Annotated in this window: 11 protein-coding genes and 1 pseudogene; 10 read left to right on the top strand and 2 right to left on the bottom strand. The window is 39.7% G+C overall.

Annotation, left to right across the window (positions count from 1 at the left end):
- Nucleotides 1–392 precede the first annotated feature (392 nt).
- From J2Z37_RS24115 to J2Z37_RS24095, 5 genes are all read left to right on the top strand, one after another.
- The gene (locus J2Z37_RS24115) at nucleotides 393–1862 is read left to right on the top strand and encodes a type I restriction-modification system subunit M (RefSeq protein ID WP_209812893.1); all 1470 of its coding nucleotides are present in this window, start codon (nucleotides 393–395) and stop codon (nucleotides 1860–1862) included.
- Nucleotides 1855–2985 carry a restriction endonuclease subunit S gene (locus tag J2Z37_RS24110; protein WP_209812892.1) on the top strand — a complete coding sequence of 377 codons (1131 nt, stop codon included), beginning with the start codon at nucleotides 1855–1857 and terminating at the stop codon, nucleotides 2983–2985. The genes J2Z37_RS24115 and J2Z37_RS24110 overlap by 8 nt, the downstream gene beginning before the upstream one ends.
- 647 nt (nucleotides 2986–3632) lie before the next feature.
- Nucleotides 3633–6983, top strand: coding sequence for a DEAD/DEAH box helicase family protein (locus J2Z37_RS24105; protein WP_209812891.1), 3351 nt, complete (start codon nucleotides 3633–3635; stop codon nucleotides 6981–6983).
- A gap of 168 nt (nucleotides 6984–7151) precedes the next feature.
- Nucleotides 7152–7778 (top strand): hypothetical protein, encoded by a 627-nt coding sequence (locus tag J2Z37_RS24100; protein ID WP_209812890.1) that lies wholly within the window; start codon nucleotides 7152–7154, stop codon nucleotides 7776–7778.
- Between the two features lie 133 nt (nucleotides 7779–7911).
- A complete protein-coding gene (locus J2Z37_RS24095; protein WP_209812889.1) occupies nucleotides 7912–8325 on the top strand; it encodes a YkvA family protein in 414 nt (137 codons plus the stop codon).
- Nucleotides 8326–8466: 141 nt separating this feature from the next.
- Here J2Z37_RS24095 and J2Z37_RS24090 read toward each other — a convergent pair whose 3' ends face one another.
- On the bottom strand, nucleotides 8467–8955 hold the full coding sequence (locus tag J2Z37_RS24090) for an SRPBCC family protein (protein WP_209812888.1): 489 nt from the start codon (nucleotides 8953–8955) through the stop codon (nucleotides 8467–8469).
- Nucleotides 8956–8972: 17 nt separating this feature from the next.
- On the bottom strand, nucleotides 8973–9311 hold the full coding sequence (locus tag J2Z37_RS24085) for an ArsR/SmtB family transcription factor (RefSeq protein WP_209812887.1): 339 nt from the start codon (nucleotides 9309–9311) through the stop codon (nucleotides 8973–8975).
- 299 nt (nucleotides 9312–9610) lie between these two features.
- Here J2Z37_RS24085 and J2Z37_RS24080 point away from each other — a divergent pair, with 299 nt between their 5' ends.
- The 5 genes and pseudogenes from J2Z37_RS24080 (at nucleotide 9611) to J2Z37_RS24060 (ending at nucleotide 12165) form a co-directional block, all read left to right on the top strand.
- A complete protein-coding gene (locus J2Z37_RS24080) occupies nucleotides 9611–10159 on the top strand; it encodes a hypothetical protein (protein WP_209812886.1) in 549 nt (182 codons plus the stop codon).
- 49 nt (nucleotides 10160–10208) lie between these two features.
- Nucleotides 10209–10634, top strand: a pseudogene (locus J2Z37_RS24075) (cupin domain-containing protein); the annotation flags it as partial.
- A 182-nt stretch (nucleotides 10635–10816) separates the two neighbouring features.
- Nucleotides 10817–11269, top strand: coding sequence for a MarR family winged helix-turn-helix transcriptional regulator (locus tag J2Z37_RS24070; RefSeq protein WP_209812885.1), 453 nt, complete (start codon nucleotides 10817–10819; stop codon nucleotides 11267–11269).
- Nucleotides 11259–11573: a hypothetical protein gene (locus J2Z37_RS24065; RefSeq protein WP_209812884.1), complete on the top strand. Its 315-nt coding sequence runs from the start codon at nucleotides 11259–11261 to the stop codon at nucleotides 11571–11573. The genes J2Z37_RS24070 and J2Z37_RS24065 overlap by 11 nt, the downstream gene beginning before the upstream one ends.
- 13 nt (nucleotides 11574–11586) lie before the next feature.
- Nucleotides 11587–12165, top strand: a complete 579-nt coding sequence (locus tag J2Z37_RS24060; protein WP_209812883.1) for a class I SAM-dependent methyltransferase — start codon at nucleotides 11587–11589, stop codon at nucleotides 12163–12165.
- Nucleotides 12166–12251 lie beyond the last annotated feature (86 nt).

The following is a 12251-nucleotide window of genomic DNA, read 5'->3' as shown; positions in this document are numbered from 1 at the left end:
CCTGTCAAGAAGTGCACTTGACAGGTCTAGTTTGGTGCGGCAAAAATTTATAGGGTGTTCTTCTCTTGACAGGTTTCGTTCATATCAACGGAAAAGTTTTCCGTTATAGGATCCAAACTATGCTGTGAATCAGAAATAACGGAAAAAATTTCCGCTAGTGTTTATAACAAAACTAAAAGATGAAATCCTGTGAACTCTCAATGATGTGAAAAGGATTATCTTTACCTAAGACTTGAAATTGGAATAAAACTAAACGAAGAAAAGCCTTAATAAGTTTTTTTATTTTTATTAGAAACTTCCTTGCTAGACAACGGACGATTGATATTATGGTATATTAAAATTAAACATGACAACTAACCTATAAGTTTAGATAGATTGGAGCTTTAAAAGAAATGCTAACCGGTGAAATTCGCAACAAAGTTGATAAAATATGGACGGATATGTGGGCTGGTGGGATCACCAACCCGTTAACTGTTATTGAACAATTGACATACCTCATGTTCATTCGTTCCCTCGATGAAAAGGAACTGGAAAATGAAAGTTTTGAAGCTTTAAGCGGGGAAGTTATGCCAAAAATTTTCTCACAGGACGAAGATGGACAAGCCATGCGTTGGAGCAAGTTTAAAACGAAAGATTCCCGTGTGATTTTTGAGATCGTCGGAACCAAAGTGTTTCCATTTATAAAATCGATGAATGGAGAAAGCCAATCGGCATTCTCTCGCTATATGCAGGATGCCATGTTTCTCATCCCTACGCCTCAGGTACTGCAAAAAATTATTACCGGATTAGATGAACTCTATGAGCATGACATCAAAGATTTGGATATGCAAGGAGATCTTTACGAGTATATGTTAGGCAAGCTGGCTACCGCCGGGCAAAATGGTCAGTTCCGCACACCCAAGCATATTCGCGATATGATGGTTCGACTTCTTGCGCCAACCCCAGACGATAAAATTTGTGACCCAGCCTGTGGAACAGCAGGATTCCTCGTTTCCGCAGCCGAATTTATTCGGGAAAAATATGAAACAGAAATGACCAGTGACCAATGGGAGCATTTTGCAAGCGAAATGTTCACCGGACTTGACACTGACCGCACCATGTTGCGCCTGTCTGCCATGAACCTCATGCTGCATTCCATTACCAATCCGCATATCGATTATGTGGACAGTGTATCCAAGCAAAATAGCATGACATCTGGTTATGATCTTATCCTTGCTAATCCACCATTCACAGGGACCGTTGATGCGGAAAGCATCAATGACAATCTAAAGGCCGTCTGCAATACCAAAAAGACCGAGCTTTTATTTGTCGCCCTCTTTTTACGGATGCTTCGCAAAGGAGGACGCTGCGCGTGTATCGTGCCGGATGGCGTTTTGTTCGGAACGACCAAAGCTCACAAAACATTGCGCAAAGAATTAGTGGAGAATCACCAACTCCAGGCAGTGATTTCCATGCCCAGTGGAGTATTCAAACCTTATGCCGGGGTAAGTACGGCAATCCTCGTGTTTACCAAAACAGGTGCTGGGGGAACGGAAAACGTTTGGTTCTATGATATGAAGGCCGATGGCTACTCTTTGGATGACAAACGCTCTCCTGTTGAGACCAACGATATTCCGGATATCCTTGCTAGATTTCATAACTTAGAGGGTGAAACTGACCGCAAGCCAACGGAACAGAGCTTTTTAGTAGACAAGGCTGCTATTGAGGCAAATGATTATGATCTGTCTATCAATCGCTATAAAGAGGTTGTTTATGAAAAGATAGAGTATGATAAGCCGCAAGTCATTATGGACAGGCTTGATCAGCTGGACCTTGAAATTGCTGCCAAGATGCAGGAGTTAAGGGGGCTTGTTGGTGAGTAAGTGGGAAATGGTGAGGTTGGGGGATGTGTGTACAATTAACCCTCCTAAAAAGTTGACTCAGGATCTCTACATGGAACTAAATGAGGTGTCGTTTATTCCTATGTCTGATGTAACCGAAGACGGCAGGATAAACACAAGTAATAAAAGAAATTATTCTGATGTTAGTAATGGCTTTTCTTATTTTATTGAGGATGATGTTCTATTTGCAAAAATAACTCCATGTATGGAAAATGGGAAAGGTACGATAGCGCGTGGATTGATTAACGGTTTAGGCGTTGGATCTACCGAATTTCATGTACTTCGACCCAATAAAAATTTGGTCACAAGTGATTGGGTTTATAGATTCCTATCATATTCAGGATTTAGAAAAATAGCAGAAAGAAACATGACTGGTAGTGCAGGTCAAAAAAGGGTACCAAAAGCTTTCTTAGAAAGTACATTAGTTCCACTCCCCCCACTTGAAACACAAAAACAAATTACCAGAACCCTAGATACCGTAGCTGGCTTACTTGCCATGAGCAAACAGCAGCTTGTAGAGCTGGATAACCTTATTAAATCTACTTTTTATGAGATGTTTGGGGATCCTGTTAGGAATGAGAAGGGGTGGAAGATTAAGAAACTAATTGAGCTATGTGAGAATCTAGACAGCAAAAGAGTTCCAATAACCTCCAAAGATAGGGAAAAAGGTATATATCCATATTATGGTGCATCAGGAATAGTCGATTATGTAAAAAATTTTATTTTTGATGGTTCATATTTATTAGTATCTGAAGATGGAGCTAATTTGTTAGCCAGAGTTACTCCTATTGCTTTTTCTGTTTCTGGAAAGTGTTGGGTCAATAATCATGCTCATGTTTTAAAATTTGATGACTATTATATACAGTTATATATTGAATACTTCATAAACAATATAGATATAAGTAGATATGTGACGGGTTCGGCTCAACCAAAACTGAACCAGGCAAAGCTTAACGATATTGATATTCCTTATCCACCCGTAGAACTTTTAATTAAATTCGCGAACATCGTCACTAAAATCGAAGAACAAAAATCCCTTGTCAAAAAGGCGATCGACGAGACTCAGTACCTTTTTGACAGCTTGATGAGCAGGTATTTTGACTAAAAGAAGGATAAAGGGGAAGAAGGGGGGTCAGACCCCCACACTATACTTCCACCCCTTGAACTGAAAAGAAATATCAACCTTCGTTGAAAAGTTTGAAGGACAAAAAAACTTTCGAACCATTTCAATATTGATTGGTAATTTCTTATGAAAGCATGATGAACTATTATTTAAATTAAAGGCAGGAGAAGGGGGTCTGACTCCCAATCGAAATTTGTGCGAATCAATAGAAAGAATATTTATTTTCATATGGTCGATTCGACAAATTTCGGCTGGGGTCTGACCCCCTGATAAAACATGAATGAACTTCATCAGGCTTATGAAGACCAAAACGACCGTTGGAATTCACAAGAATGGTCATCATCAGGCTTATGAAGACCAAAGTGACTGTAGGAATAGGCAGGAATGAACTTCATCAGGCCTATGAAGATCAATGTGACTGTAGGAATAGGCAGGAATGAACTTCATCGGGCTTATGAAGATCAATGTGACTGTTGGAATAGATGTGAATGAACTTCATCGGGCTTATGAAGTTCAATGAGACTGTTGGAACCCACGTGAATGAACTTCATCAAAATCTTAGACCAAAATACAATGAATCTTAACAACAATAAAAAGGGATCTCCCCCAAACAAAACTGAGGTGAAACCATGACTGCAAATTTTGATTTCCTGTTAGGCCAAACAGAATACAGTTTGTTTGCGTCAGCATGTATAGAGGCGGAGCGTGTACTGGCTAGTTCTCCGGCGATGGCGGCGGTGGGATGCCGGAAGGCGTTGGAGCTGGCGGCGAAGTGGGTGTATGCTGCGGATAACACGATCACTATGCCCTATAAGGATAATCTGCAGTCATTGATTCACGAACCTTCCTTTAAATTCGCGATGGAGAACCAAACGTGGGGGAAGCTGCCTTATATCATAAAATTAGGTAATTTGGCGGTGCACACCGATAAATCGATCAGTCGCAGCGATGCGATCCTTTCCCTCTCCGCATTATTCGAATTTGTGCAGTGGATTGACTATTGCTACGGGAACAACTACGAAGAACGCCACTTTGAAGAAGCAAAAATCCCCGCCGAAAAACTCACCCTAGACGAAGCCAAAATCAAAGAAAAAGACAGTTTAATTGAACAAAAAGATTCAGAAATTGAAGCTTTGCGTGCACAAATTGCTGCGATGAGCGACCGTCTAACTGCCGATAAGAAGAAGCACAAGGAAGAGCGCCGTTTCACTCCGGAGGATATTTCCGAATTTCGTACCCGCAAAAAATATATTGATGTCGATTTGAAACTTTTGGGCTGGACCTTCGGGGATGACGTAAGGGAAGAGGTGCCACTTTATGGAATGCCCAATCCAGAAGAAAAAGGGTATGCGGACTATGTGCTGTATGGAAAAGACGGCCTTCCCTTAGCAATTATTGAAGCGAAGCGAACTTCAAAGGACCCTAAAATTGGCACACAGCAAGCCAAATTGTATGCAGATTGCCTGGAGAACATGACAGGCAGACGCCCGATGATGTTTACCACGAATGGCTTTGAAACCTATTTATGGGATGATGTCACTTCACCCCAGCGAAGGGTAAGTGGTTTCCTCTCCAAGTCAGACCTCGAGAAATTGATGAACCGCCGAAGTGAACGGAAGCCACTGTCTGACATCCCAATTGATGATAAAATCACGGATCGTTATTACCAGAAAGAGGCCATTCGCGCGGTAACGGAAGCCATTGAAGAGGGCCATCGTAAAGCGTTGCTTGTGATGGCAACGGGGACGGGGAAAACGAGAACCGCTTCAAGCTTAACCGATGTCCTTTCCCGCGGGGGCTATGTCACGAATACGCTCTTTTTAGCTGACCGGACAGCGCTGGTCAAACAAGCGAAGGATGACTTTAAAAATTACCTGCCGGATATGTCGCTTTGCAACCTCTTATCGAACAAAGAGGATAAGACGGCGCGGATTGTCTTTTCCACCTATCCGACGATGCTGAATGCGATCGACTCAGCGAAAACGGAGGATGGCAAACGTTTATTTACCCCTGCCCATTTTGACTTGATTATCATTGATGAGGCCCACCGCAGTATTTTTAAGAAATACCGCACCATTTTCGAGTACCTGGATGGGATTCTGGTAGGGTTAACGGCGACCCCGAAGACCGAAGTGGACCGCAATACCTATGATTTTTTTGAGATGGAAAGCGGAATACCAACCTATGCCTATGACTATGAAACCGCGGTGCAAAAAGACCATGTGTTGGTTCCTTACCATAACATCGAGGTTGCGACAAAGTTTTTGGAGCAGGGCATTACCTACGATGATCTTTCAGAAGCGGACAAAGCGCGTTATGAAGAGGATTTTAGTGACGAAGACGGGGAGATGCCGGAGTATATCCCCTCCCCGGCGGTGAATGAATATATTTTTAACCAGGCAACCGTAGATATGGTGTTGGAAGATTTGATGACCAAAGGGATCAAGGTGGCCGGCGGTGATCGCCTGGGGAAAACGATTATCTTTGCTCAAAACAAGCGGCATGCGGAATATATTGTGGAGCGCTTTAATAAGCTTTATCCCCAGTACCGGGGACACTTTGCCAAACGGATTATTTCCGATGATAATTATGCCCAAACCATTATCGATGATTTTAAGGTGCCAGAAAAAGTGCCTCACATCGCGGTTTCTGTGGATATGCTCGACACAGGCATTGACGTGCCGGAGATTGTCAATCTTGTATTCTTTAAAAGAGTTCGCTCGAAAGCGAAGTTTTGGCAGATGATCGGCAGGGGGACAAGGCTACGCAAAGATCTATTTGGGGAAGGACAGGATAAAACCCATTTTATTATCTTTGATTACTTGGGGAACTTCGAATTCTTCCGGGCCAATAAGGAAGGGTTGACGGCGGGTGAGGCGCAAAGTTTAACCGAGGCGATCTTCTCTAAGCGTGTTCGATTGATCCATCACCTACAGGATGGGGCTTTTGCAGATGATTCCTATCAGGAGATTCGCACGGGGATGGTCGAAACGGTAAACAAGCAGATTCGGGCGTTGAATACGGAACTCATTTCGGTGAAATTGCAGCTGCAGCACATTGAGAAGTTTAAACATAAAGAAGCTTTTGTTTATCTTTCCGATCAGGACAAATCGAACCTGATTACCTACCTTGCTCCGCTGGTTTTTATGGATGATCCGGATGAGCACGCGAAGCGTTTTGATAATCTCATGTATGGCATCATGATCGCCCAGATGGAGGGGATGCCGCAGTTTAAAAAGGGGAAAAAGCAGCTTATCGAGATCTGTACCAGACTATTAAAGCGGGCGACAATGCCGCAAATTAAAGAGAAGCTGGAATTTATCAAAAGAGTGGGTACGGAGGATTTTTGGAAGAATCCCGATCTGCCGCTTTTTGAAAAAGTAAGACTAGCGTTGCGTGATTTGCTGAAGCTAATCGTTGATGAAGGTCCGAAAAATCCCCTAGTCTACACCAATCTGACCGATGAGATCCTAACCGTCAAAGAGGGAGAAGTACTGGACCAGGCATATGACTTTGAGAGTTACAGGCAAAAGGTCAATCGCTATATTGAGAGCCATCGTGACCACCTGGCCATTCACAAGTTGCGGAACAATATTCCGCTGACCGCTTCCGATTATGAGAGTTTAGAGCGGATCTTCGTCGGAGAACTAGGTACGGAAGATGATTACAAGCGTGAGTTTAAGGATACCCCCTTTGGTCTATTGGTTCGTAAAATCGCCAAACTTGAATACGATGCGGCTATGTCTGTGTTTTCCACGTTTATCAATGATCAGTCGCTTACGCAAACACAAATTGTCTTTGTGAAAAAGGTGATTGATTATGTGGTTCAGAATGGCTACATTGAGAATGTCTCTGAATTGATGAAACCACCTTTTGATAAACCGCAGAGCTTTATCAAGTTATTTGACGGCGCAAAGCAGAAGCAGTTTGTTGAGTTGATCTTACAATTGAAAGAGAATGCGGTGAAGATTGTGGGGTAGATATACCCAACGGTATAGTACAAGTTCAAAAGCGTATGTTAGCATTGTTATCAGGTAATCGGTACTGACAAAGCCGCTTTTGAGCTTTAACAAGCTGGGGGACTGTGATCTGGGGTGAAGTTTAGCCGGATATTGACCATATTTCACTTATTACAGTTCAAAAGTACAATGAATATAGAAAACAAGATGAAAGAAAAAGAGGTGTATACCATGAGCTTAAAGGACTTAGAGGAATTTTTAAACGATAAATCTGGGGAAAAAGATACTTTTGATTATGAGGAAGATAAACAGAAATGGCTACATTCTGTTAAAGACCTGTATCAAAATATAACGTCTTGGCTAAAACCTCTTACTGACAAACCAAATTCAAATATAAGAATTTCATTTGAAAAAATAATACTTAATGAGGAACATCTTGGTGATTATGAAGTAGACAAAATGAACATTGATATAAAGGGTCAACGAGTTGTTTTAGAACCATTGGGAACATGGATTATTGGTTCTAGAGGGCGGATTGATATGGTTGGAACATATGGGAAGATTCTATTCACATACGTTGATGAACGACTAACAAAGCCGAGAATAACAGTGAGTATGTTCAGCTCGGCTGCAAAAATGGCTGAGCAAGGAATAAAAGATCAGCAAAATCCAACAGTTAACATACCAGTGGTTTATACGTGGAAAATAATGACACCCGCACCTAATGTTCAATATATTCCTTTAAATGAAGAAACATTTTCAACTTCACTACTATCGGTGATTACGAATGGTACTGTATTATGGGGTTCACGGTAATTGGATTTATTCTTTTGTTGATATCTTGGATGATAAGATTCGGACAGGATTCTTCAATGATAATACCGAATATTTAAATGAGGTAAATATCTGATTTTTCAGTAGTTTTGAACTTCTAAAGGGTGATTTGACTATGGACGCTAAAGCAAATGAAAAGCAATCATTATTAACTAGATTGAAAACGATGGCAAAGAAACTTAAAACAAACTTGATGGTGATGTATTTGGCTTATCGTGACCCACGAGTGCCATTGTTTACGAAAATATTTGCAATTTGTGTAGTTGCGTATGCTTTTAGCCCTGTGGACTTAATACCAGATTTTATACCGATTCTTGGATACCTTGATGATCTAATTCTTGTACCGCTAGGTGTTTACATTGCTTTGCGATTGTTCCCCAAAAAAGTGCTTGAAGAATACAGAACAAAGGCAGAGGAACAAAGAAAACTAGGCAAACCTAAGAATTGGATAACAGGCACACTCATAATAACCATTTGGATCGCATTAGTGGTATGGAGTGGTTGGTATATCTATGGGCTGTATAAATAACTGTTGAAGTAACGGATACGAGTTCAATCATTTCGCGAATACTTCCAGTTTGGATTTTTGCGAAGTTCATAAAGAAGGGAGAGTTATAAATAACAAAAAACACCGGTAGTCGGTGTTTTTTTAATGGATATTTTAAACGGCTTATATCTTTGTTAGGTACTCATCTAATTGACCAAAGGTTCCGGTATATCCTTCTTGAGCCATCTCTTTTGAAGTCTCGAAGGTTTTGATCTCTTCCTCAGTCGGAGAAACGGGAGACACAATCATTGTAAGCGTTGTTTTTCCTCCGTCCTCGGTTAGCGTAATGGTATTCAGGGTTTCTATAGGCCAATTTGCGTCAAAGGGTGCACGTACAGTGTTACCTTCTTCATCAGAAAAGAAACTAGTGTAAACAATTTTTTCTGGTTCGATAATCTCGATGTATACAAATTTTACCCACATTACGTTGCCGTCAGCAGGTTTCTGGCTGTAAAGAAAAACACCGCCCGGACGGAAATCCGATTTTGAAACCTCGAATGTCCATCCTTTTGGCCCCCACCAATTCTTTAGGTGTTCCGATTCAGTTAATGCCTTAAACACAAGTTCACGTGGAGCATTGAAAGTATGAGTAGTTTTGATTTGAATTGACATTGATTCCTCCAAAAATTTTAGTTTTCATTCTCTTTATTTACTTTTTTTTGTAGATCCTGTAAATAACAATCCAAGTTGTCGAATTTTTCTTCCCAAATATCACGGTATTCTTTAAGCCATAAATCTAATGCTTTAAAGGGCTCTGACCTCAGCTTGTAGATTCGACGATTCGCTTCTACGGTAAACTCCACCATTCCTGCTTTATGCAATACACGGAGATGTTTAGATGCTTGGGGCTGTCGAATATCAAGATGGTCTGCTATTTCCCCCACAGTTAATGGGCTCTTACGAAGTAATTCAACAATCTGTAACCTATTGGGCTCGGCAAGAGCGCTTAAGATTGTTGTATAATCCATCTCTTATTTAACCAACTCCTTTAAAACAATATTTTTACCAATATACCTAAAGGAGAATATTCCTGTCAAGGAATATATTTAAGAAGTCTATTCAACAGCACGATTTTCAATTCAAGTGCGCTTAAATCATATAAGGTGAACAAGAGGAATGATTGCAAACCTTGCTTAACTTTTTATTATTATCTTAAAAATGTACTCAGAAAAAGAAATACATGAGGTTAGTTCCTTCTAGGTTCATTGTTTTCATTTAATTTTCATAAATGTCGGGTATACTACCTCTATTTAGAGGGGGGAGAAAAATGGAAACAAGGGAAAATAGTAATCAGAAAAAGAGTTTGATTCCTGTAATGGAACGAAAATGGGTAATCTTGGCTATCGGTATAGCTATTGCGTTAGTTATATGGCAATACTTAGGGCTGTTGCATACTCCGTTATCCACTTTACACAGTAAGAGATTCGAACATACTTTTAAAAATTTTGGTTCCAATGCAAGGATTGCTATATTTTTTGCGCTAGCTTATTATGTGCTTCTTCGTATAATCAGACTTCATGTATTGAAGGATTTAGTCAATATTAAGAAATGGTTATCCACCTTATTACGTTTTGCCCGAAAATGGCATACTCCTATAGCCATCATCGCTATCGCTTTTATCATCCTACATACAATAGCTGTTTTCATGTATGGGTTTGAATTTGATTTTAACAATATTAGTGGATTGCTTGCTTTACTTGTCTTGCTTCCGGTTCCTATATCGGGGCTATTTCGATATCAGAGGCTCGATCGGAAATGGCATTTGCGATCCGGAATAGTATTTGCCATCCTATTTCTAATCCATTCTTTTTTATAAAATTTATCGATAAATGATCAGGGTATCCAACATGGGTGCCCATTTTTATTTTAAAAGAAATATTAACGATGATACTGCTATAGTCATACCTGCTGGAATATGGCACAATCTAATCAATACAGGTAATATTCCACTAAAACTTTACTCAATATATGCTCCACCCAACCATCCATATGGCACTGTTCATGTAACAAAAGCAGATGCGGTGGCTGCTGAGGAAGGTTCAGGTCATGGCAAAGCAAATGAGGTTTTTGGCAAGACTCCAGATGAATGGGTAACGTACACAGAATTTTTGGTGGAAGAAGGGTTAGAGGATGTTAAAAGAGGAATAAATGCTACACACATTCTTCAGGAATTTATTCTCATGGGAGTTCTTGTAGGGAAAGGGTATTCCCCTGAAGAAGCCTATAAAACAGTTGAAGAATTGGAACGTACAGGGGAATCAAAACTTCTTCAACAAAGCAAAAATATGTAAAATTAAAGCAAAAACATAGAGGTATATAAGATTTCAAATTGCAGAACCCCTTAAAGGGCAGAATAATGCAATATTCAAGCCTAATAAATAAGTTGGTTATTGACGAGGAGATATATGCATAATACAATACATGTAATATACATGTATTGTATTATGCATTTTTGATAAGGATGGTGTAGGATTTGAATCAAGAAGAAGTATTAGAACTACGCTATAACGTTCAAAAGTTTATCCGGTTATTCGGTTTGCTTGAACAAAATGTTACTCCATGTGGTTTTCATTTATCGCCCTCTCAAGTCTTTTCTTTACAAGAGTTAGAAGATAAGAGTTTAACCATTGGTGAATTGGCAGAACGATTATTCTTAGAACGTAGTACAGTTAGCCGTCTAGTTGATATTTTGGTTAAAAATGATTTTGTTAATAGAGTTTCAAATGAAGACAATCGTCGTGAAGTATTAGTCTCATTAAATGAAAAAGGACGACGTTCTCTGCAACAAGTGCGAGAGCAATCCATCCAATATTATCAATCCATTTTAGGTGACGTATCGGAAGATGACCAGCATCAAATCTTAAAAGGTTTTACCTTATTTACAAATGCGTTATCAAATAAAAGGAGCAAATCTAATGAATTTTAAATTAGGGCAAGCCTCTGCATCGATTTTTTCTATTCTGTTTTCTTTTATTGCTTCTTCCCATCATTGGCTTCACATGGGTATTCTTATGCTATTAGGCGGGAGTACGAATATGATGGCTACCATGTCTGGGGTCATTTGGATTCGGCGATTTATGATTGTGATGACCTTAGTAACTGCTCTTTTCTCCGTTTATCGTTTGATCAAACATCGTTGTAAGGAGATCTGGATGATTTCTTTAACTGCTCTATCTGTTTTGCTTTCTTTGTTTTTTGTAATTTATACTTTGATCGATTTTGGATGGTAGGGGGTTAATTTATATGGAATTTCATAAGGATTTATCCAATGTAGGATGGGAAAAAGTCAAGAGAAGACAATTGCAAAGGGAGTCCTTAGTTTATGAATGGATTGAACTTGTGGGGATGAAGCAAGGATCATCGGTACTTGATATTGGGACGGGACCCGGCGTTTTTACGTTAAAATATTCACGTGCCGTTGGGAATAAGGGGGAAATATACGCTTTAGATCAATCAAAAGAAGCTCTTGATTTATTTCTAAAAGATATAGACGGAAACAATAAAAACATTAAACCGATTTATACGAATGCTGAAGGGTCATTAGATCCTGTAGGGAAAGTAGATATTGTGATGATTACAGATGTTCTTCATCACGCTGATTCGCCTGTTGATATCATAAGAAATGTCTATCAGCACATCAATGGGAATGGATGTGCTTTAATTGCTGAATTTGATCCCGAGTCTGAAGGTCATATTGGTCCGCCATTAAAAAACAGAATATCAAAAGAAGAAATGAAAGAGTTAGTTCAGACAGTAGGATTTCAGATAGTTAAGGAGGGAAAGCAAGAATACGAACATTACTATATGCTTTTGAAGAAGTAATAACAGAGACTTTTACAGATTAACAATTTGTTTTATAGAAACTAAAAATAATATTGCATTCTAACGGAGATCAAGAGTTGAATAGA

Origin of the sequence: Ammoniphilus resinae, from assembly GCF_017873965.1 — a bacterium.
Classification (GTDB): Bacteria; Bacillota; Bacilli; order Aneurinibacillales; family RAOX-1; genus Ammoniphilus_A; species Ammoniphilus_A resinae.
Note: the sequence above shows the minus strand (reverse complement) of the source record. Positions and strands in the feature narration are given on the sequence as shown.

Coding starts and splice junctions, on each gene's coding strand:
- J2Z37_RS24060 (WP_209812883.1), top strand. CDS start 11,587: ATGGAATTTCATAAGGATTTATCCAATGTAGGATGGGAAAAAGTCAAG.
- J2Z37_RS24100 (WP_209812890.1), top strand. CDS start 7,152: ATGAATATAGAAAACAAGATGAAAGAAAAAGAGGTGTATACCATGAGC.
- J2Z37_RS24115 (WP_209812893.1), top strand. CDS start 393: ATGCTAACCGGTGAAATTCGCAACAAAGTTGATAAAATATGGACGGAT.
- J2Z37_RS24085 (WP_209812887.1), bottom strand. CDS start 9,311: ATGGATTATACAACAATCTTAAGCGCTCTTGCCGAGCCCAATAGGTTA.
- J2Z37_RS24065 (WP_209812884.1), top strand. CDS start 11,259: ATGAATTTTAAATTAGGGCAAGCCTCTGCATCGATTTTTTCTATTCTG.
- J2Z37_RS24095 (WP_209812889.1), top strand. CDS start 7,912: ATGGACGCTAAAGCAAATGAAAAGCAATCATTATTAACTAGATTGAAA.
- J2Z37_RS24090 (WP_209812888.1), bottom strand. CDS start 8,955: ATGTCAATTCAAATCAAAACTACTCATACTTTCAATGCTCCACGTGAA.
- J2Z37_RS24080 (WP_209812886.1), top strand. CDS start 9,611: ATGGAAACAAGGGAAAATAGTAATCAGAAAAAGAGTTTGATTCCTGTA.
- J2Z37_RS24105 (WP_209812891.1), top strand. CDS start 3,633: ATGACTGCAAATTTTGATTTCCTGTTAGGCCAAACAGAATACAGTTTG.